The organism is Euzebya pacifica (genome assembly GCF_003344865.1).
GTDB lineage: Bacteria > Actinomycetota > Nitriliruptoria > Euzebyales > Euzebyaceae > Euzebya > Euzebya pacifica.
The window spans coordinates 5623449-5643971 of record NZ_CP031165.1 but is presented as its reverse complement, the minus strand read 5'-3'; the positions used below and the strand labels follow the sequence as shown (position 1 = coordinate 5643971).

General features: G+C 70.4%; 19 protein-coding genes. 8 read left to right on the top strand and 11 right to left on the bottom strand.

Translation table 11 applies throughout. The features are described 5' to 3' along the window. Nucleotides 1-4 precede the first annotated feature (4 nt). Both DVS28_RS24435 and DVS28_RS24430 read right to left on the bottom strand, forming a co-directional pair. Nucleotides 5-1036, bottom strand: coding sequence for an SPFH domain-containing protein (locus DVS28_RS24435; RefSeq protein ID WP_216826281.1), 1032 nt, complete (start codon nucleotides 1034-1036; stop codon nucleotides 5-7). 2 nt (nucleotides 1037-1038) lie between these two features. Then, nucleotides 1039-1542, bottom strand: a complete 504-nt coding sequence (locus DVS28_RS24430) for an NfeD family protein (RefSeq protein WP_114593783.1) — start codon at nucleotides 1540-1542, stop codon at nucleotides 1039-1041. Between the two features lie 172 nt (nucleotides 1543-1714). Between DVS28_RS24430 and DVS28_RS29330 the strand changes: the two genes are divergently transcribed. Then, a complete protein-coding gene (locus DVS28_RS29330) occupies nucleotides 1715-2926 on the top strand; it encodes a hypothetical protein (RefSeq protein WP_216826280.1) in 1212 nt (403 codons plus the stop codon). A gap of 36 nt (nucleotides 2927-2962) precedes the next feature. On the opposite strand, the gene DVS28_RS24420 is transcribed toward DVS28_RS29330, so the two are convergent. Further along, on the bottom strand, nucleotides 2963-4330 hold the full coding sequence (locus DVS28_RS24420) for an APC family permease (protein WP_114594388.1): 1368 nt from the start codon (nucleotides 4328-4330) through the stop codon (nucleotides 2963-2965). A gap of 222 nt (nucleotides 4331-4552) precedes the next feature. Here DVS28_RS24420 and DVS28_RS24415 point away from each other — a divergent pair, with 222 nt between their 5' ends. Beyond that, entirely contained in the window at nucleotides 4553-4891 is a 339-nt protein-coding gene (locus DVS28_RS24415; protein ID WP_114593782.1) for a mycoredoxin, read from the top strand. A gap of 44 nt (nucleotides 4892-4935) precedes the next feature. Here DVS28_RS24415 and DVS28_RS24410 read toward each other — a convergent pair whose 3' ends face one another. Next, entirely contained in the window at nucleotides 4936-6330 is a 1395-nt protein-coding gene (locus DVS28_RS24410) for a QcrA and Rieske domain-containing protein (protein WP_164710992.1), read from the bottom strand. 177 nt (nucleotides 6331-6507) lie between these two features. On the opposite strand from DVS28_RS24410, the gene DVS28_RS24405 reads away from it, so the two are divergent. Continuing rightward, the gene (locus tag DVS28_RS24405) at nucleotides 6508-7344 is read left to right on the top strand and encodes an SDR family NAD(P)-dependent oxidoreductase (protein ID WP_114593780.1); all 837 of its coding nucleotides are present in this window, start codon (nucleotides 6508-6510) and stop codon (nucleotides 7342-7344) included. A gap of 3 nt (nucleotides 7345-7347) precedes the next feature. Here the strand turns inward: DVS28_RS24405 and DVS28_RS24400 are convergent, their stop codons facing one another. Beyond that, entirely contained in the window at nucleotides 7348-8445 is a 1098-nt protein-coding gene (locus DVS28_RS24400; protein WP_114593779.1) for an inositol monophosphatase family protein, read from the bottom strand. A 300-nt stretch (nucleotides 8446-8745) separates the two neighbouring features. Between DVS28_RS24400 and DVS28_RS30070 the strand changes: the two genes are divergently transcribed. Beyond that, nucleotides 8746-8874: a hypothetical protein gene (locus tag DVS28_RS30070; protein ID WP_281273500.1), complete on the top strand. Its 129-nt coding sequence runs from the start codon at nucleotides 8746-8748 to the stop codon at nucleotides 8872-8874. A 12-nt stretch (nucleotides 8875-8886) separates the two neighbouring features. Here DVS28_RS30070 and DVS28_RS24390 read toward each other — a convergent pair whose 3' ends face one another. Together DVS28_RS24390 and DVS28_RS24385 are read right to left on the bottom strand one after the other, a co-directional pair. Further along, nucleotides 8887-9612 carry a hypothetical protein gene (locus tag DVS28_RS24390; protein ID WP_164710991.1) on the bottom strand — a complete coding sequence of 242 codons (726 nt, stop codon included), beginning with the start codon at nucleotides 9610-9612 and terminating at the stop codon, nucleotides 8887-8889. 28 nt (nucleotides 9613-9640) lie between these two features. After that, nucleotides 9641-10180 carry a DUF1697 domain-containing protein gene (locus DVS28_RS24385; protein WP_164710990.1) on the bottom strand — a complete coding sequence of 180 codons (540 nt, stop codon included), beginning with the start codon at nucleotides 10178-10180 and terminating at the stop codon, nucleotides 9641-9643. 291 nt (nucleotides 10181-10471) lie between these two features. On the opposite strand from DVS28_RS24385, the gene DVS28_RS24380 reads away from it, so the two are divergent. Further along, a complete protein-coding gene (locus DVS28_RS24380; protein WP_164710989.1) occupies nucleotides 10472-11896 on the top strand; it encodes a hypothetical protein in 1425 nt (474 codons plus the stop codon). On the opposite strand, the gene DVS28_RS24375 is transcribed toward DVS28_RS24380, so the two are convergent. Together DVS28_RS24375 and DVS28_RS24370 are read right to left on the bottom strand one after the other, a co-directional pair. Further along, nucleotides 11883-12371, bottom strand: coding sequence for an ester cyclase (locus DVS28_RS24375; protein ID WP_114593774.1), 489 nt, complete (start codon nucleotides 12369-12371; stop codon nucleotides 11883-11885). The two genes, DVS28_RS24380 and DVS28_RS24375, sit on opposite strands and share 14 nt — an antisense overlap. A gap of 104 nt (nucleotides 12372-12475) precedes the next feature. After that, entirely contained in the window at nucleotides 12476-12904 is a 429-nt protein-coding gene (locus DVS28_RS24370; RefSeq protein WP_216826278.1) for a VOC family protein, read from the bottom strand. A 115-nt stretch (nucleotides 12905-13019) separates the two neighbouring features. Here DVS28_RS24370 and DVS28_RS24365 point away from each other — a divergent pair, with 115 nt between their 5' ends. From DVS28_RS24365 to DVS28_RS24355, 3 genes are all read left to right on the top strand, one after another. Beyond that, the gene (locus tag DVS28_RS24365; protein WP_164710988.1) at nucleotides 13020-15329 is read left to right on the top strand and encodes a cell wall-binding repeat-containing protein; all 2310 of its coding nucleotides are present in this window, start codon (nucleotides 13020-13022) and stop codon (nucleotides 15327-15329) included. Between the two features lie 79 nt (nucleotides 15330-15408). Further along, the gene (locus DVS28_RS24360) at nucleotides 15409-17352 is read left to right on the top strand and encodes a right-handed parallel beta-helix repeat-containing protein (protein WP_114593772.1); all 1944 of its coding nucleotides are present in this window, start codon (nucleotides 15409-15411) and stop codon (nucleotides 17350-17352) included. A gap of 4 nt (nucleotides 17353-17356) precedes the next feature. After that, nucleotides 17357-18526 carry a multicopper oxidase domain-containing protein gene (locus tag DVS28_RS24355; RefSeq protein ID WP_216826277.1) on the top strand — a complete coding sequence of 390 codons (1170 nt, stop codon included), beginning with the start codon at nucleotides 17357-17359 and terminating at the stop codon, nucleotides 18524-18526. A gap of 24 nt (nucleotides 18527-18550) precedes the next feature. Here DVS28_RS24355 and DVS28_RS24350 read toward each other — a convergent pair whose 3' ends face one another. Together DVS28_RS24350 and DVS28_RS24345 are read right to left on the bottom strand one after the other, a co-directional pair. After that, a complete protein-coding gene (locus DVS28_RS24350) occupies nucleotides 18551-19975 on the bottom strand; it encodes a serine hydrolase (RefSeq protein ID WP_114593771.1) in 1425 nt (474 codons plus the stop codon). Nucleotides 19976-20094: 119 nt separating this feature from the next. After that, nucleotides 20095-20445: a hypothetical protein gene (locus DVS28_RS24345; protein ID WP_114593770.1), complete on the bottom strand. Its 351-nt coding sequence runs from the start codon at nucleotides 20443-20445 to the stop codon at nucleotides 20095-20097. Nucleotides 20446-20523 lie beyond the last annotated feature (78 nt).

The window sequence follows — 20523 nt, the reverse complement described above, 5'->3', positions numbered from 1 at the left end:
GGGCTCACCACCGGTCGCGGGTGTCCGGCGGCGCCGCGAGGTCGTGGACCCGTTCGCTCGGGTCGGGAATGGGCAGGCCGTCGCGAGGCCGCACCTCGTCGGTGTCCCCGTCCTGCACGACCTCCGTCATGGCCTTGAGCGTGCCGAGCAGACCACCGAACTCCGCCGGGATGACCAGCTTGGTCGCCCGCCCGTCGCCGATCTTCTCCAGCGCGGCCAGGTACTCCACCGTCAGGACCGCCTGGTCCGCCGCGGCCTCTCGGATACCGAGCAGGCGGGCCTTCGCCCCCTCCCCCGCGCCCTCGCCGGTCCGCTGCAGCCGCAGCTTGTCGGCTTCTGCACGCAGCTCGATGGCGTGCGCCTCACCCTCGGAGTCCAGGATGGCGGCCTGCTTGCGACCCTCCGCCGCCAGGATGGACGCCTCCTTCTCACCGTTTGCGCGGGCGATGGCGGCTTCGCGGTAGCCGTTGGCCTCGGTGACCGTGGCCCGCCGGTCCCGCTCGGCCCGCATCTGGGCGTGCATGGCATCCACGACCTCAGCTGGTGGGTCGATCCGCTGGATCTCGACGCGCACCACGCGGACACCCCACTTGTCGGTGGCCTCGTCGAGGACCTCCCGCAGCCGCGTGTTGATCTCGTCGCGTGAGGTCAGCGCCTTGTCCAGCTCGAGGTCGCCGATGAGGTTGCGCAGGTTGGTCTGGGCGAGCTTGGTGATGGCGGTCAGGAAGTCCGCGACGTTGTAGACCAGGCGCTGGGGGTCGGTGGCCTCGTAGTAGACGACCGCGTCGACGCTGACGACGACGTTGTCCTCGGTGATGACCTCCTGCGGCGGCACGTCGACGACCTGCTCGCGCATGTCGATCAGCTGGAGGGTGTCGACCGCCGGGATGATCAGGTTGAACCCGGGGCTGCGGGTGTCCTTGTACCGGCCGAGCCGCTCGACGAGACCGCGCTGGTACGGCCGCACGATCCGCACGGCGCGGACGAGGACGAGCACCATCACGATGACGATGATGGCGATGACGATCTGGGGCACGGTCAACCTCCGGGGTCGGGCTCTGCGACGTCGTGGGGGGTGTGGACGGGGTCCGGTTGGGCGGACCTGACAACGAGGTGGATGCCCTCGACCGCGACGACGGTCACCGTGTGGCCCTCGGGGAGGGAGGTGTCGGCTGTTGCGGTGGCAGGCCAGGTCTCGGCGCCGAGACGAACCGTACCGGAACGGTCTCCGGGGGCGACGGGCGTCACCACGGTTCCGGTCCGGCCGAGCAGCCGGTTGCCGCCCACCCCCGGCGCGAGGTTGTCCTCGGCCACGAGGGCTCGCCAGCGCAACAGCAGCCCGGCGAGCCCGACGGCCATCAGGACGACCACCACGGCCTGCGCCCGCCACTGGAGCCCCACGGCGACGGCGACGAGGCCGAACACCCCGCCGACGGCGACTGCGGTCGGCAGCGGCCGCTCCATCGGCGATTGCCTGGTGCGCAGGGCGACCGCTGCGGCGGCGAGGGTGATCCCCGCCCAGAGCAGCGCGGCTGTGGTCATCGGACGGTCATCGTCCAACGGCCGGCCATCCGGCACAACCCCCCGAGCAGTGGACCACACATGAGTAGTTCATCGGGCCGGTTGAGCATTGTCGCTTCGGCGGGGGCGGGCAGGGTCCTGTGGGTGCCCCGCGACGGGCACAGCAGTCCCACTTTCCCCATACGGAGGCCCCGTGTCGAAGCCCGCCCTGTCAGCTGCCGTCCTGCTCGTCCTCGTGATGCTTGCCACCGCCTGTGGAGGTGACGCAGCCGAGGGGGACAGCGCCGCGGACGCCACCGTGATCAGCGTCGAGACCGAGGCCACCGAACAGCTGCCGACCGCCGACCCCAGCGACGACCCGGTTGCCACGGCAGAGGCAACGGCCGCCGAACCCACTGAGGCACCCACCACCGAGACCCCTGCCACCGAGGCCGCCGCGAACGAGGCCGCCGCGACCGACGGCACGCCGCAGGACCCACAGCCCGGTGTCCACAGCGCCGGGAGCCTCACCATCACCGCGCAGCGTTGCACCATCGACGGCGCCGAGTTCGTCGGCGACTCCTCCTCCCGGGTCATGCCGGGGATCGCGGTCCTCGACCCGCACGTCTACCTGAGCAACGCCGACGGACAGACCCTGCGGTTCGTGGCCGACACGACCGCCGGCTGTGCCCTCACCATCGACCCGACCTGGGGCGACGCCGGCACCTACACCCCGGCGTCGGCGCAGGACGCCCTCAACATCGCACAGGCCACCGGTCGCCTCGTCATGAGCGGCTCGGTCTTCGAGTCCGAGGTCGTCGACACCACCACCGGCGCCTCCTATGTGTGCGATGCCAGCGGCAAGGTGGAGATCACTCCGGACGGCAGCCTCGGCGTCGCCTACTTCCCCGGCAGCGCGATCCGTCAGGTCAACTTCACCGACACCGGCTGCACCGTCGACGACCCGGCACCGCAGGCCGCCTCGCTCGCCTACGAGCACCAGACGATCCTGTCCGGCCAGTTCGCGCCGGGTGGGCAGTTCGTCACCGGCGGGGTCCTGCCGGGCAACCTCGCCCAGGTCATCGCCTACACCGAGGACGGCGCGGAGGTCTGGCGACAGGGCGAGTCGGACCCCGACAGCTTCGGTGAACAGCGCTACGGCTGGGTCCACGCCGTGTCGTTGTGCGGGGCCACGCCGGCGGTCTGCACCCTCGACACGAACTTCCGGCGACTCCAGGTCCTGGATCCAGCTGGGACCTGGGTCACCTCGGCGGACCTCAACGAGCTGCTCGACATCGAGTCGGCCTGGTGGGAGGACATGGAGTTCGACGCCGCCGGCCGCATCTGGATGCCGGTCGGTGCCGGACGCGACGAGGGTGACCTCGCCGACGGCTTCCTCTTCCTGCTGACCCTGGACGGGATCTGAGCAGCGGCCAGGCCCTCACTTCTGGTGCGATGAGAATCAGCTCGTCCGCCCAGTGTGCGTCCCGGTTCGGTGGTCGATCCCCCGGTCGATACCCCAGACGACGACGCCGAGGGTCATCAGCGCCGCGGCACGCAACCACGTCGCCCCCTCGTGCTGGGTCACGAGCGCGACGCAGACGACCGCACCGAGTGCGGGTGCACCCGACGGCGCCCGGAAGTGGTCGTGACCGACCTCGTCGCCGCGCAGCACCAGCACCGAGACGTTGACGAACGCGAAGACGACGAGCAGCAGCAGGACCGTCGTGTCGGCGAGGTCCCCCAGATCGCCCGTCGCGGCCAGGACCAGCGCCAGGGCCGTGGTGAACGTGATGGCCACGACCGGCGTCCGGCGTCCCGGCAGGACTCGACCCAGTGCGGACGGCACGATCCCCTCCTGCGCCATCCCGTAGACCAGCCGAGAGGCCATCATCAGGTTGAGCAGGGCGCCGTTGGCGAGCGCGAACAACGCGATGCCGCTGAACAGCGTCTCCGGGACACCACCGGGACCGCGGCGGATGACCTCCAGCAACGGGGCGTCGCTCGTGGCCAGGTCCTGGGTCGGGACGACGGCGGACGCCACGACGGTCACCCCCAGGTACGCCACCGCCGCCACCCCCATGGCACCGAACAGTGCCCGTGGGAACGCCCGGGAGGGATCCCGGACCTCCTCCGCCATGTTCACGGAGTCCTCGAAGCCGATCAACGTGTAGAACGCCAGGGCCGAGCCGGCCAGGACCAGGAGCAACGGTGGGCCGTCTCCCCCGAGGTCGAGGTTTCGCGACAGGTCCGCGCTGCCCTCACCGATGGCCATGGCCCCCACCGTCAGGATGATCAGCACGCCGATGACCTCGATGACGGTGAAGGCCGCGTTGACGCGGACGGATTCCTTGACCCCCCAGAGGTTGACTGCGGCCAGCGCGACGAGCAGGGCGAGCGCGCCGAGCTGCACCGGGGTGTCGACGAACGTGACCAGGTAGTCCCCCGCGAACGCCCGTGCCAGGGCCGCTGCCGACGTGATCCCCGAACACATCACCGCGAACGCCACCAGGAAGGTGAGGAACGGGCGACCGAACGCCGTGTTGACGTAGAGCGCGGCACCAGCGGCCCGCGGGTACTTGGTCACCAGCTCGACGTAGGCGGCCGCGGTCAGCGACGCCAGCACGAACGCGACGAGGAACGGCACCCAGATCGCCCCGCCCACCACACCCCCGACCTCACCGACCAGGGCGTAGATGCCACCGCCGAGCATGTCGCCGAGGACGAAGAAGAACAGCAGCCCGGGTCCGATGGTTCGCCGGAGCCCGCCGGTCGGCTCGTCGTGTCCGGCAGCACCGCTGGCCGGTTCGGTTCCTCTCACGCGGTCCATCCAACCACCCGGCGAGTGTCCGCCGGTCGCCCCGTGCGGCCCGGGTCGCTCGTGGTCGGGGCGTTGCATCGCCTCGGTCGACGCATGCCATCGTCGACGTCCGGGCAGGTTGGCCACAGACCGCCCCCTGCCGTACGAGAACCGCCGGTGGCGAGGAGGAATCGCCACTTCACGACCCGCGTTCCATCATCCAACGCCCCAGCCATCAACCGAGGAGCCGTCATGTCCGACCCCACCGCCACCCAGCCCGTGACCGTCTACTGGCGACCGGGATGTGGGTTCTGCGCCGGGTTGCTCCGCGGGTTGGAGAAGACGGGGCTGGCCCACGAACGGGTCAACATCTGGGAGGACGAAGCGGCCGCTGCCCACGTCCGGAGCGTCGCCAACGGCAACGAGACGGTCCCGACCGTGACCGTCGGCGACACGTCGATGGTGAACCCGTCGGTCGACCAGGTCATGGCCACCGTCGCCGAGCAGCATCCCGAGCACCTGCCCGAGGGCTGGACCCCGCCCGAACCCGGCCGCATGGCCCGCACGGTCAACAAGCTTCTGGGCGGATAGACCGAGGTCCGTCCCTGGCTCGAGGCCACCCGTCCACCTGTGGGTCAGCGACGTTCGATCGAGACGACCGCTCCTCCATCAGTCACCACGTCGACGAGGTCGCCCTCCGCAACGCCATCGAGCAGGTCGGTGTCCAGCTGCAACGCTTGGGACGGTTGCGCCGCGACCAGTCGCCCGCGCTCGGGTCGGTCCTCGGTGGCCGGGGCGATGCCGGCCGGCGACACCCAGAAGACCTGCCGGACCACGATGGCTTCGCGCGCTGGTTCGACCTGCAGCAGCTGCACCGGTCCGCTGGGCACATCGTCGAACAGATGCCGGGCGGTCCCCGGCGGGGATGCCGCATCGACCACTTGGCCCTCCGCCAGTTCTACCAGGAGGTCCCCCTCGAGGTGCGGGCCATCGGGCACATCGGCCTCGTCGGTGCGGTACCAGCCGTCCACATCATCCGGTCCGAGGCGTTGCCAGTCCGTCAGGTCGTGCTGGACCCATGTCGGGTCGGCACGAAAGTCCTCCCTGAACGCGCCGTCATCGTTCGCCTCCCGGGCAACCGCTGCGTCCGGCTCGCAGAACGTGCCGTCCGTGGGGCCGGCCAGCAGCGGGAAGTCCACGTCGACGAACGCCGACCGCGGAGGCGGTGCCAGCCGACCCGTGACGACAACCTCATCGCCGTCGACGATGGCGTCGTAGGACGTCAGGCCATGCGGTGCGGGACCCCCCCGGTACTCCCCGGTGACCGTGAACCGGCTGCCGCCGATGGAGTCGATGAAGCCCGGCATCGACCCACACCACCCGACCAGCCCCGACACCCGATGGGGTGACCGCGCGTCCAGCACCACCACCCCTTGACGGGTGCCGAGCACCCAGACCGGCCGACCGTCGGCCAGCTGCGTCGGAAGGACATCGCCCACCCGGGGTCGGGGGAGGCGCTGGTCGTCGATCGATGCGGCTCCCGGTATCCCGAGGTCGTCGCCGTCGAGGGGAACGGGGATCAGGTCGATCGTGACGTCGGCCACGTCCACCACCCCGGACGGGTCGGTCGTGGTCAGGTCGAGGACCACCTGGACCGGGACGTCGGTGGGTTCTTCCAGAAGCGCCCCGGTCCGTCGGTCGATGCTCGTCACTCGCAGCATCACGAGGCGCGGCTCGTCCGCCGGTAGCTCAGTCAGACCGCCACCGTTCTCGGCGAGCAGCTCCACGGTCAGCCCGTCGGCACGGGGTCGGGCGGACACGTGAACGGCCGCCGCGCTGGTGAGCACCACACCGGCACTGCCGCCGAACAAGAGGTTGACCTCGTCGAGCGCCCGGCTGGTCACCGGGGCAGCCGACACCTCGACCCCGTGGTCGGCATCCACTCGAGTCGCGACGTCGATCTCGCGGTCGTACACCGTGGTGTTCCCCGGCTCGGTCAGGACCTGACAGGCCGCCAACGCGAGCATCATGACGACGAACAACCACCCTCGGTGGCGGCTGTGTCGGTCAACGAACGCTCGTGTCGGTCCTCCCACGGCCGTGAGTGTCGCACGATGGGTACCGTCGGTTCCGGAGCAGGACGCATCGCATCGCGGCGGTCCTCGGCGGGCTACCGTTCGACCGGTCCCTCGAGCCAAGGACCACCCATGCGTGACATCCCCTCCCCTGTCCTGGTCACCGGCGCGTCGACCGGCATCGGCCGTGCGACGGTCCGCGCGCTCGTCGGTCGTGGGGTCGACACCGTCGCCTCGGTCCGCGGCGACGCGGATGCGCAGGGGCTGCTCGACGAGCTCGGCGAGCAGCACCTCACCGTGCTGCAGTTCGACATCACCGAGTCCGATGCGGTCACCGAACGGATCAGCTCCCTGGACGCGCTTGGCGCGATCGTCAACAACGCCGGCACCGCCGTGCCCGGGCCGCTGGAGTACCTCGACCCGGCGGACCTCCGCTGGCAGCTCGAGGTCAACACTGTTGGCCATGTCGTTGCCACCCAGGCGGCGCTCCCGCTGCTGCGCGAGCACGGCGAGGGGGCCCGGATCGTCAACATCGGGTCGATGGCCGGCCGGGTGTCGGGGCGGATGGTCGGGGCCTACTCGATGTCGAAGTTCGCCATGGCCGCGTTCTCCGATGCGCTCGGACAGGAGCTCGAGCCGTTCGGGATCGGCGTGGCCCTCATCGAGCCGGGTGCGATCGACACCGAGATCTGGGAGACCAGCACCGCTCGCAGCCGGGACATGCTGGCCGCGATGCCCGAGGAGGTGCACGAGCGGTACGGCGAGATGGTGGAGGACACTCTGAAGGTGGGTGCGCGGTCGGCTCGTCTGGCCATCTCGCCCGAGCGCGTGGTCAAGGTCATCATCGACGTGCTGACCGCACGGCACCTGCGCCCCCGGAACCTGGTCGGCATCGACGCCAAGGCCGCAGGGCTGGTCGCCCGCCTGCCCACCGAGCTGCGGACCCCGATCCTCAAGCAGGTCCTCTGACCATCAGGTGCCGACGAGCAGCCCCGTCGCGGTGTCGTGGTTCGCAGCGGCGACGAACCTGATCAGCCCCTCGGTGTCGGGCAGCAGCTCCAGCCGCTGGCCATCCGGATCGAGGACGATGCCGCCTGCGGCGACGAGGACGGCCAGCGCCCCGGCGACGTCGTGGACGTGAGTGCCGTCCCGGTCGAGGTCGTGCCAGGCCCCGGCCGACCCGTCGGCTACCAGGCAGAGGTCGACGGCGGTGCAGCCCGTGATGCGCAGCCGGCGGAACCCGTCGGGAACCGTGGCGGTCCCACCCGGCGGCGGGGTCGGGACCATCAACGTCGAACCCGGTGACGTGGTGACCGGTCGGCCGTCGCGGAAGGCACCCACGTCGACCGTCCCCCACCACCGGCGACCCGACGAGAGGTCCATCACGTAGCCGGCCACCGGACGCCCACCGGCCACGAGCCCGGCGGAGAACGCCCATGGGGGCACCCCCGCGCGGTAGTTGCCGGTGCCGTCGATGGGGTCCACGACCAGCCACGGGCCGGAGGGATCCTCTACCCCGATGTCGGTCCGTTCCTCGCTGAGCATGGGTACGCCGAGGGACGCGAGGATGCGCTGGGACTCGCGGTCCGCGGCCGCGTCGGCCTCGGCAGAGGGGCTGCCGTCGTCCTTCGTCGTCGCCGCACCCACACCAGCGGTTCGATTGGCTGCCAGCAGTGCGGCGTTGGCGGCCCTCGCGGCCAGGGCGAGGAACCGGTCGGAGATGGTGCCCCGCACCTCGGGCAGCTCGTGGGCGGTCCCGTCGGGATGCACCAGGGCGGCGGCCCCCATGTGGCGCGCATGCCACCCTGCCTCGACGAGCAGGCCGTCGTGGTCGGCGCCGAGCAGGCGGTGGACACGCAGGGAACCCGGGCCGATCGGCCCCTCCGTGACGACGGCCAGGCCATCCGGTCGGGCGCCGTCCGCGTGGGTCACCACCACGCGGGCCGAGGGATGGCCCATCGCCCACACCACGCCGTCACCCGCGTCGGCGAGCCAGTGGTCCTGGAGGAGGGTCTCGATGGCGGGCAGGTCGAGCGCCGTCGCCAACCGCGTGTGTCGACCGTCGGTCATCGGACGTGACGCGATGGGGGAACGACTCGACCGGTGAGCATGCGGCGCACTCTACGACCGCATCCGACTGACCACGATGGAAGAGGCCCTGCCGGAGCGCGGCCCGGGCGGTGGCGGTCCTCGAGGGTGGGTCGGTGGACCGTCGGTTCGCCGGCCGTTGGGGTCGAATCGACCAGCACAGCGAATACTCGGGGAGGGCTCGTGAAGGGATCGAAGACGACACGTGGGAGGGGACTCGTCGTCCTGCTGGGCCTCTGGGCAGCCGCGCTGACCGCAACGGCGGTCTTATCGACGCTGTCCGTGTCACGGGTGATCGTTGCGCTGGTCGCCAGCGGCTTGGTCGCCCACGCCGTCACCGAGGCGCCACCGGGTCGCAACGAACGGCCAGCCCGGGGATGGCCGCAGGACGAGAGCGCCGCCGGCGGCTGAGCCGGGCCCCTGTCAGCGGCGGAGGGTTCGACGGATCACGCGGGTCAGGTTGTGACGGATCAGCCGTGTGTCGACGGAGAACAGGATCGGCAGGGTCGTGCCGTCCCGCCAACCGGGGTTGAGTCGTTCGTAGCGTTCGGCCAGTCGCCGGGCCTCCTCCGAGCGTGGCAGGGAGTCGGAGTCGGCGACGTTGGCTCCGCTGACCAACCCCTGGGACGGGTCGAAGGTGTTGGGATAGAAGGCGGTGCCGAACGCCACCAGCGCCTTCTTGGCCCACCGCGGTGCGGCATCCTCTCGTAGCGACCAGGTCCGACCGGCCGTGCGGGTCAGCGAGACGTAGCTCTGCGGGAACGCGGTGGTGACGAAGTGGAGGCTGCGGAACCCGAACCGTCGCAGGGCCACCGGAACCAGCTTCCAGGGGACGAGGATCGTCTTGGGGTGTCCGCGGTACGCCGACCGGAAGTAGAAGAACTTCGAGAACATCAGCAGCATGCGCCGGTCGTCGACGTTCACCGGCAGCATCGCGATGGTGAAGAACCCCTGGGCAGTGTCCTCGGGGTCGGTGAACACGAACACGAATCGGTCGGGACCCACCACCGCCGTTTGGAACTCCTCCCAGTCCTGTTCCTCGGACCGCGTGAGCGTCAGCATCTCCAGCCGCAGTCGCCACAGCTCGCGCAGCCGTTCCTCGCTGACGTCGTTGCTCGGGATCATCGCGGCGCGAAGGGGGAGGCTCATGGCCGGGCAGGGTAGGTGCTGGCCGGCCTCAGCACTTCTTCAGGATGCGCGACAGCGTGGGGAACGTGCGAGAGGTCAGCTCCTTGCCGAAGGTCTTCTGCAGCCAGGCCATGACCGACGGCGTGCCCTTGCCGATGGATGTGTCGTTGACGGTGAACAGCTCAGTTGGTGTGGCGTGGACCACCCGGAGGCCGTGTGGCTCGACCTCGTGGGGAATCGTGAAGTCGAGCCTCGGCGGCACGTCGAAGAACGTGACCAGCTGGTAGGCAGCGGGGCCGTGCTCCTGGTCGCCGTAGGGCCGCAGGTCGACGAGGGACTGCAGCTCGTCCGGGGTGCGCACGAAGGTCCTGGACGTGAACCCGAGCCGTCCGGTCCACGTGCGCTCCAGCCGGCGGCTGACCTCGTGGGGCTCGTCGGTGTCGGCATCGAAGACGAGGTTTCCGCTGGACTGGATCGAGGCGACCCGTGTGAACCCGGCTGCTTCGCAGGCGCCTCGCAAGTCCGCGCTCTTCTGGTTCGGGTGCATCGGGGCGATGCCCCGCAGCAGCGCCACCCATCGGGTCGTCACCGTCGTGCCTCCAGGTCGGGGTCGGGGTTTCGGGCCGGACCGTAGCGCTCGGGGCCTTCTGTATAGAGGCACATCTGTTGCGTGTGTCGGGTCATTACCCCCATTGGATGACACGGTCCAACACCAGCCACGAAGCGGAGATGATCACCACTGATATTTCGTTCGAAATGCCGTTTGAGCTGGGGAAACAGGCGATCCGAGACGTCGATGCGGTATACTCGAACACACGATCGAGACATCGAGAAGTGGGGTCGGGGCATGGGTGGGCAAGGGGTGGTTGAGGCGGGTGAGGTGACCGAGCTGGTCACACACCTCCACACCCTCGCCAGCCGGTTCGACCCCGACCAGATCCCCGACACCGACGTGGCAGGACTGGTGGTGGACCTCGGACGTGCGGGTCGGCTGGTCGACGGCATGCTCACCCGGGCCGCCCGACGCGCCGCCGAGACGTCCGCACACGAAACGACCGGGGTCAAGGATGCGGCGACGTTGATCGCCACCGCCACCGGCACCTCCACCGCAGCCGCCAAGAAGATGTTGAAGACCTCGTCCCAGCTGGTCGACCAGCCCGACGTGGACAAGGCCGTCACCGACGGGACCCTGTCGACCGATCAGGCCGTCGTCGTCTCCGAAACGGTGGCTGATGCGCCGGAGAAGGCGGGCGAGCTGATCGTCGATGCCACCACCCAGACGTTGCCGGAGCTGCGCAAGAAGGCCCGTGACATCCGCACCGCAGCCGACCCGGACCGGGAAACGACCCGACGTCGGCACCTGGCCCGGCGGGCGTTCCGGTCCTGGACCGAAACCGACGGCGAATGGAAGGCGTTCCTGTCCGGCCCCGGCGACCTGGGGGCCCGGATCGAGGCGGCGCTCCGGGGCGAGCACGACGCAGTGTTTCGGACCGCACACGCCGCCGGCCAACGAGAGGACGACGCCTGCTACCGGTTCGACGCCCTCCTCAACCTGCTCGAAGGCCGCACTGCGGACGGCGACGCGGGCCCCACCCCCAAGGGGGCGGCTGAGACGCCGGCCACCGGTACGGCCGAGGACGGCGAGACCGTTGTTCGTCGCCCGCGTCGGACGGGTCGGCAGACCAAGGTCATCATCCGCGTCGACGGCTCCGCGCTGGTCCGCGGCGAACTCGCTGATGGGGAGACCTGCGAGATCGCCGGCATCGGTCGGGTCGCCCTGTCCGCCGTGCGCGAGCAGATCCCCGACGCCCACGTCGCCTATGTCATCACCAACGGCACCGATACCTGTGTGGCCCACCTCGGCAGGCAGGTCACCGCCCACCAACGCACCGCCCTGGAAGCCCGCGGCTACCAGTGCGAGGTGCCCGGCTCACCGCCGACCACCTGTTGGAGATCGACCACGTCACCGGCTGGGCCATCACCAAACAGACCCGACTGTCCGACCTTGCCTGGCTGTGCACCACCCACCACCGACAGAAATCCCGACGTCACTACCGGTTGCTCGGCCCACCCGGCCAACGCACCTGGACCACCCAAACCGGCGTGGAGATCAGCCGCGACCCACCCGCGGAAGCCGCATGACCGCCGGGCCCCGCAGGGCCATCGACCGTCGAGTCCGCCCTGCCCGTGCGGACCCTGCCTGCGCGGACTCGCGCAGCTGGACAACCCCGACTCGTCCGTTGTCGCTGCAAGGTGCGACCAAGGCCAGGGGGTGGGTGCGCTGGACGGAGCTACAGACGGATGACGCGGCGGGCGCGGGTCATGACGTTGAGCGCCCCGTGGAGGCCGCGGTCGAGGATCGAGTCCTCGTCGGGCATCAGGCCCAGCTCGCGTGCCATCTGCATCCCATCCCAGTACGTGCGGGTCGACATGATCATCCCGTCATCGTCGACGGTGATCAGCTCGCTGCCGATGACCTCACCCGACGCCCCTGTCGGCTGGTAGCCGTCGAACGGTCCACCGGTGAACGTGCCGGTCGCCATGAACTCCAGGGCCACCGTGTTTCCCTGGCTGATCATGGAGTCCTTCGTCCGCTCGAAGTCGGGGAAGGCGGTGAACAACATCTCCAGCGCCCCGCGAATCGCATCACGTCCGGTGAAGGTGCCGACGGGCAGCCACATCATCGTGGCATCCGGCGCCTGCAGCGCGAGGAGCCCTTCGATGTCGCGCGCGTCGAGTCGCGCTTGGTAGCGCTCGATGACGAGGTCGAGTTCGGCCATGACAGTCCCTCCGGTTGTCGGCTACCGGGTCGCCGCGACGCAGCAGGCCCACGTCCACCGTACGCCCGCGTGGACCTGACGTGAACCCCCTTCAGTCGACCCCGTCAGGTGAGCTGGGAGATCTCGAAGAGGTGGCCGTCGGGGTCGCGGAAGAACGCCCGCGTCTCCCCCTCCCGCACGTGTGGCGGGGCAAGGAACGAGGCACCCCGTTCGCGCAGCAGGTCGTACAGCCCGCGGCAGTCCGCAACACGGAAGATCATCTGCGCGCTGACCCGGTCCGGGTCGGCCGGCGGGACGAGCTCAACAGCTGGTTTGCCCTCGTCGGGGCCGCCGCCCTCGACCAGCAGCAGCCAGCTGTCCAGCAGGCGGAGCAACACCGAGGACCCGTACTCGCCGGTGACTTCCGCGTCCAGCACCGACACGTACCAGTCGCGGCTGGCCGCCGTGTCGGCGACCACGAGCATGTGGGTCAGGGCAGACGCCTCGAAGTGCTCCATGACCGCACCGTAGGCCACGATCCAAGGGACGATCATGGAGAACACGAGAGTCTTGACGGGCCCGGACTCGGCGAACCAGTCGTCTAGGGTGCCTTCGGAAGCGACCCGGCCACCTCTGCAGTTTCCGACGAACGTGGCCACGAGAGGCCCCATGCGCGTTCGCCTGATTGCCGTGTTCACCGCCGTCGTGACCGTCCTTGCCGTGTTGCCCGCGGCCGCACGGCCGCCGGCATCGACCCGACAGGTCTCGCTGACCACCGGCGGGTCGCCCGACGGCACGCCCGCGGGCAGCCAGGCCTTCGAGGGCGTCGGACCAGTCCTTCCCGGACCCGACTACGTCGTCGCGTTCGACGCGCTCACCAACCCTCCACGCGACCGACGTCTCGTCGCCGACAGCGAAGGGCACGTCCTGCTGGGCAACACCGTCGAGGTCAACGGCGACGTCATCGACCGGCTGGTCGCGCTGGACACGGCCGACGGCAACGTCGCCTGGACGCTGGACGACATCGAGAGCACCTGCCTCCCGACGGCCACCGATGACGGCCGGATCTTCGCGACGTTGGTCGCCAACTCCGACACGTCGGGGGTCAACAACTTCTCCTCCGATCCAGTCGAGATCGACGCCGCCACCGGCCAGATCGTCAACCGCTACACCTCCCCGGACGTGGAGGGCGAACGACGGCTCAACGAGTGCCAGAACGAGCTGCGGCTCGGCGCAGGCGGGATCCTGGTCGCCTACACCCGTGCCGACGACGACGCCGTGGTGGGCATCGACACGACCACGACACCGATGACCCGGGCCTGGACCTATCGGCCCGCCGACGTCGACGACGACCAGGGGCTCGATCGCGTGGTCCTGTCCCCCGACGGCACCACTGCGTATGTCGGGCAGCAGATCGACGGCAGCGACCCACGCCTCATCCAGATCGTCGCGATCGACGTGGCGACCGGTGCCGTGCTCGCCGTCGCCGTCGTACCGGGGACGTCCTTCGTCGAGGACGGCCTGCTGCACACGGGGACCCAGGTCCTGGTCCACACGCGCAACCTCGGCGGTCACGACGACCCCCCACGGGTCGTGTCGCTGGACCCCGACACCCTCGACCAGCAGTGGGTCGTCACCGGCGGCGGTGAGGGCGACCCGTTCGACCGCTTCGGTCGCATGGCCGTCGCCGCGGGCAACGTGGTCCTCAACGCCTCGGACACGCTGATCGCCTTCGACCTCGACGACGGGTCGTTCGTGTGGACCGCCGAGCTCGACGGGTTCTCCAACAACGCCAACCAGCTGGTCGTCGACGCCGCTGGCAGGGTCTACACCTCGACCTTCGGCGGGGTGCCGCTGGAGATCCACGACGGGGCCACCGGCCAGCGGATCTTCCAGTCACCCGACGCCGAGGACTTCCTCGGCGACGGCGTCGTCGGCGAGGCGACGCTCGGTCCGATCCTGCCCGACGGCCGGCTCTACGCCATCCACCGCACCGCTGACTCCCCCTCCCTGCCGGTCCTGGTGGCCTACGGCTCGGGAGAAGCCCGGCTCGATGGGATCTCCGGTGACCCCATCGAGATCGCCATCGAGCTGTGCCAGTACCTCTTCGGCGACGACAAGGCCCGCACGGTCGTGCTGGCCCGCAACGACGTCTTCGCCGACACCCTCGCCGGGGCGCCCCTGGCCGGTGACCACTCCTGCATCCTGTTCACCGAGGGCGGCGAGGGCCAGCCGATCAACGACGCCACGCTCGCCGAGATCGAGCGGGCGTTGCCCGACGGCGCCACCGTGCGCGTCGTCGGTGGCACCGCCGCGGTGTCAAGCGCGGCTGCACAGGCCGTGACGGACGCGGGGTTCGTGGTCGAACGACTGGCCGGACCCGGGCGTGTCGACACGGCCGTGGCCATCTCCGACGTCGTCGTGGCCGAGAACCCCGACACCGACTCGGCCGTTGTGGCGTTCGCCAATGACTGGCCCGACGCCGTGACCGCCGGGGCCCTGGCCGCCGCGGTCGGTGCGCCCGTGCTGCTGACCGGCACCGACGACCTGCCCCAGCAGACCAGCGATGCCCTGGCGCGGTACGGCACGACGACCACCAACGTCCCCGGCGGGACCGCGGTGGTCTCCGACGCGGTGTTCGGTCAGCTTCCCGGTGGTGTCCGCGTGGCCGGCGCGAACCGCCACGCCACCGCAGCGGCCGTCGCCACCCAGCTGTGGGGCGACCGGGCCACGCAGGGGGCCTTCGTGCTGTCCAACCTCGAGTTCGACCTCGGCTGGGCCCTGGCGCTCGCGGCGTCCCCGCTCAGCGTCCGCCTCGGCGCCCCGCAGCTGGGCGTCCGGGCCACGTCCCTGCCGGCCGAGACCGAGCAGTACCTGGTCGACAACGGCGTCAGTGACCCCAGCCTGATCGTCCTCGGTGACCTGACCGTCATCGCCGACGACGTGGTCACCCAGGTCCAGGCCACGACCGGACCCTGACGCCTCGATCGACACGGCCGTCGGCCCGAAGAAGTGGAGACCGTTGACAGTTGTCGACCCGGCTGCCTAGGTTGCCGGCGTGCAACGCCTACGCCGAACGCGTGCACTCGTCCTCCTCGGTGCACTGCTGGCCGCCGCCTGCAACGGTGCGTCTGCCGACGAGGTCGAGGTTCGCATGCTGGACAACACCTACGCCCCTGCCGTTGTCGAGGTCGATCCCGGCGAACCGGTCCGCTTCCGCAACGCCGGACGTGTCCCCCACAACGTCATCGCCGACGACGGGTCCTTCCTCTCCGTCGACGAGTCCGGGGAGAACACCGAGCCGGGTGACGACTGGACGCTGACGATCGACGAACCCGGCCTGTACGCCTACTACTGCTCCCTGCATGCCACGCAGGACGAGGAGGGTAGCTGGCAGGGCATGGTCGGCACGCTGGTGGTCGGTGACGTCGCCGACCCGGTGGCGGTGGCCGCGGACCAGTCCGACGCGCCGGCCGAATGGACCGGCGAGACCCGACGCGTGCCCGAGGACCACCCGACGATCCAGAACGCCGTCGACGCCGCCGATCCGGGCGACCTGGTCCTGATCGGTCCCGGCGTCTACAAGGAAGCGGTGTCGGTGACCACCCCCGGGCTGGTCATCCGCGGCACCGACCGCAACGAGGTCATCCTCGACGGCGAGCTGACCCGCGAGAACGGCTTCGCGGTCACCGCCGACGGCGTGGCCATCGAGAACATCACCGCCCGCGGCTACACCGTCAACGGCTTCTTCTGGAACGGGGTCACGGGGTACCGCGGCTCCTACCTGACCGCCATCGACGACTGGGTCTACGGCATCTACGCCTTCGACTCCGTCGACGGGCTGTTCGAGCACAGCTACGCCTCGGGCTCGTGGGACGCCGGCTACTACATCGGCCAGTGCGACCCGTGCAACGCCGTCGTCACCGACGTCGTGGCGGAGTTCAACGGCCTGGGCTACTCCGGCACCAACGCGTCGGGCAACATCTGGATCGTCAACTCCGAGTGGCGACACAACGTCGCCGGCATCGTCCCCAACACGCTGGATTCCGAGCTGCTGCCCCCGGCCAACAACGTCGTCATCGCCGGCAACTGGATCCACGACAACGGTGAGGTGGACCGGGCACCCAACCGCACCGCCGAATGGTCCGCGTACGGCAACGGGGTCGTGCTCGCGGGTGTCCGTGACGCGGTGGTGCGCAACAACCTGATCGTCAACAGTCCGACCTCCGGCGTGCAGGTCGTGTCGATGATCGACGAGCAGTTCTGGCCGTCGGGCGGCAACGAGATCCGCGACAACGTCATCCGCGGGTCCGGCCGGTCCGACCTGGCTCTGGGCGGCCCGCTGGAGGAGGGGTCGTGCATCGCCGGCAACGACGCCGACACGACGCTGCCGTTCCTGGCCGGGACGCTCCACAGCTGCGACGGCATCAACCTGCCGCTCTGGTACGGCCTGGCGACGGCGTCCGATCCGCTTGCCCGGATCGCCCAGGTCAACGCCGGCCAGAACCCCCAGCTCGAGCACGGCGAGGCCCCGAAGCCCGAGATGGACTTCGCCCAGCTGCCCGGTGGTGTGGACGCCCCCGTCGTGCCGGCGGTCGACGTGTTCGCGAGCCTCGACTTCGACCCCGACACCATCGTCACCCCGGCGATGCCGGACGGCATCGACATCGCCGAGGGCCGCACCACCCTGTTCGGCATCCCGCTGGACGGGGGCTTCTGGCCGGTGCTGTACGGGGCGCTGCTGTGGTGGATCCCGGTGCTCGTCTGGCTGCTCGGCGGCCTCTGGGCCCTCGCACGCCTGTGGCGCGGCGAGAAGGCTGCATGGCAGAAGGCCGGCTGGTCGCTCGTGGCGATCGGATGGCCAACTGTCGGGGTGATCGCGTACACCGGGCTTGCGGCCGACGGCTGGTCCTGGCGCCGTCGACTGCTGGTCGCCGTCGGTGGCACGCTGGTGTGGCTGCTCGTCGCCGTCGGGGCCCTCCTGATCGGTGGGGTGGTCTGACACGATGACCGAGGAGGTGGAGGAGACGCCGGCCGACGACATCGACGCCACCGCCGACCCGGTCGATCCGTCCACCGCCGACGGTCGCGGGCGGCGCCGGCTGGGCCGCCGACAGGCACTGCGCAGCCTCGGTGGTGGGGGCCTGTCGGTCCTCGGGGGTGGCATGGCCATCGGTGCGGTCAGCACCCACGCCATCACCCACGCACAGGGGGCCCAGGCCGCCGCGCCGGTCACCGGGGCGACCGAGGCCGGTCACGTCGCCCACTCCGCCGCAGATGGGTACGCCACGGCCAACCCGGGTGCCATGTCGGCCGAGCTGCCCGTGGGCGCGGCAGCAGGCCCCTACGGCGGCCCGTACGCCGCACCCGAGGACGTCACCGAGGCCGCGCTGGATGGTCTGACGGTCCCGCCGCCCCCGACGACCGGCACCGTCGAGGTCGAGATCGACGTGGTCGAACGCAGCCACCGGATCAGCCGCAGCCACACGCTGCAGGCCTGGACCTACAACGGCACCGTGCCCGGTCCGATCATCCGTGCCACCGAGGGCGAGACGATCCGCGTCCGGTTCCGCAACGCCACCGGTCACGACCACAACCTGCACTTCCACGGACGCCACTCACCGTTCCACGACGGCTGGGAACCCGTGCCGCCCGGCGGCGAGACCGTCTACGAGATCATCGCCGGACCGGCGGGGGTGCACCCCTACCACTGCCACACGATGCCGATCGATCGCCACATCGCCCGCGGGCTGTACGGGATGCTGGTCGTCGACCCACCGGGTGGCCGACCCCCTGCCCACGAGGTGGCGCTGCTGCTGTCGGGGTTCGACCTCGACGAGGACGGGCGCAACGAGGTCTACGCCTGGAACGGTATCGCCGGGTTCTACGAGAAGTTCCCGATCAAGCTGCCGGCCGGTGAACCGGTCCGGGCCTACGTCGTCAACGCGACCGAGTTCGACCCGGTCGCGTCGTTCCACCTGCACGCCGAGACCTTCGACGTCTACCCGGCAGGCATCGGCGAATCGCCGGCGTTCACCCATGACGTCGTCACGCTCGGCCAGATGGACCGGGCGATCCTGGAGTTCACGCTGTCCGAACGCGGCCGGTACATGTTCCACCCCCACCAGCACGCGATCGCCCACCGCGGCGCCATGGGCTGGTTCGCCGCGATCTGACCGCGTCGCCGGCCCCCAGCCGGGTCAGCCGATCAGCGAACGGGCCTCGGCCATCAGCAGGATCGCCTCGCCCGGGTCGAACGCCTCGTCGGGATCCACCACGGACCCGGTGATGGCGAAGCGGCGGCCGTCGGCATCCTCCAGCAGCCAGGCCAGGGTGATCAGACCGGGTTCGGACCCGCCCTTGAACGCCACCCGCGCCCATCGTTCGTCCTCGTCCGGCGCGCCCGGGTTGGCCGTCAGGATCTCGGCGACCGGGGCCAGCCCGGCGTCCTCGGCCCGATCCATCAGCAGGGCGAGCGCACGGCACAGGTCGGCGGGGGAGGCGAACCACTCCAGCTCGTCGGGCCGGACGGGGTCGTCGAGGAACGCCTCGACCGGGATGTCGGCCAGCGGCACCGTGGCCAGGTCGGCGAGGATCGATCGCTGTGCCTCGTCGTCGCCGGTGAGGAACGCGTCCTGCAGCGCAGGCTCGGCGGTCTTCAGGGCGAACAGCTCCCGGGTCGTGATGAAGGGGATGTTGAGCGACGGGTCGGCGTGTCCGTAGGCGGCCTGCGCCGCTTCGACCGACTCGCGGCCGACCGCGTCGATCAGCAGGTCGGTGGCGGTGTTGTCGGAGATCGAGATCATCAGCTCGGCGGCCTCCTGCACGGTGACGGTCGATCCGTCCTCGCGCTGCTGCAGGACCCCGCTCGGCAGGCTCTTCAGCTCGGCGGTGATGGTCAGTTCGTCATCCCACCGAAGTGTTCCGGCCTCGACCGCGTCGGCCAGCGCCCCGAGCACGTACAGCTTGAACGCCGACCCGATCGGGGCGGGGGTGTCGCCGCCCACTGACGCCAACGACACACACTCCACCCGGTCCCCGGCCTGCTGGACGTCGGCGGCCAGGAAGGTGGTCGTGCCGATCGCCTGGAGGCGCTGCCCGACCTCGTCGAGCGTCGCGGGCGGGTCCTCGAGCTCCGGCGGTTCGCCCGGCTGGACCAGCAGGCCGTCCATGCGGCCGTCGGCATCCACCGACAGGGTGACGATCAGGCCGGTGCCGTCGCTGCCGGTCAGCTGGCCCACCAGCTGGGGGCCCACCACCTCGACCTCGCCGGTCGTGTACGGGGCGAGGGTGGACAGGTCCTCGAGGATGGCCGTGAACTGCTCGAGGGGCACCTGGTCACGGAAGACCTGGGCGAAGCGGTCCTCGTACTCGGCCGCGTCGATGTCGGGCTGGGCCGCCTCCGAGACGAACCACGCCAGGTGCGACTCGGGTGAGGCGCCCGTGGCCGCGTCGTCGCCTGCTGGTTCGGAGGGGGCAGGGGACGAACCGTCGGACGGGACGGTCGACGGTTCGGTCGTGGCCGTCGGTTCGGCGGTCTCGGTCGCCGAACCGTCGTCGGCGCCGGTGCATGCGGCGGCGACGAGGCAGAGGACGATCACCAGGAGGAGGGAGGTTCGCGACATGCGGTGAGTGTCGTCGAGTCCGCTGCGGACGGCGTCCCCCCTGCGGTTGATCCGCCGGTCGGCCGCGGGGTGGATGGCGGGTCAGCCCCCTGGCTGGCCGTGCTGGACTGGGGGCCGGGTCAGCCGGCGACGTCGTCGAGATGCTGGAGCAGCTCGTCGGCCGTGCGTTCGACGTCGGTGTGGTCGTTCTGGGACGCGCGCTGCTTGGCGTGGATCAGGGCGCTGCGGATCACCCGGCTGAAGTCGCCGTAGGGGAAGCCGTAGCGATCCTTGGTGTCCTCCGACGCGCCGGTGTCGATGGCGAGGTGCCACTGGCCGTAGCCGTCGTAGCCGTGCCGCTCGATCTGGTCGTTGCCGTCGTCGGCGGACGGTGCGGCGTCTGACCACTCGGCGTCCAGGTCGTACTGGTTGGCGTCGATCATCGCACGGGCCTTGTCGACCCCTGCCTGGTTCACTCGGTACTGGGTCATGGCCTTGCCGTTCCCGTTCGGGCGCGCGGTGAATCATCCGGTCGACGCCGGCCGCTGGTGGACACGAGAGACTGCCGT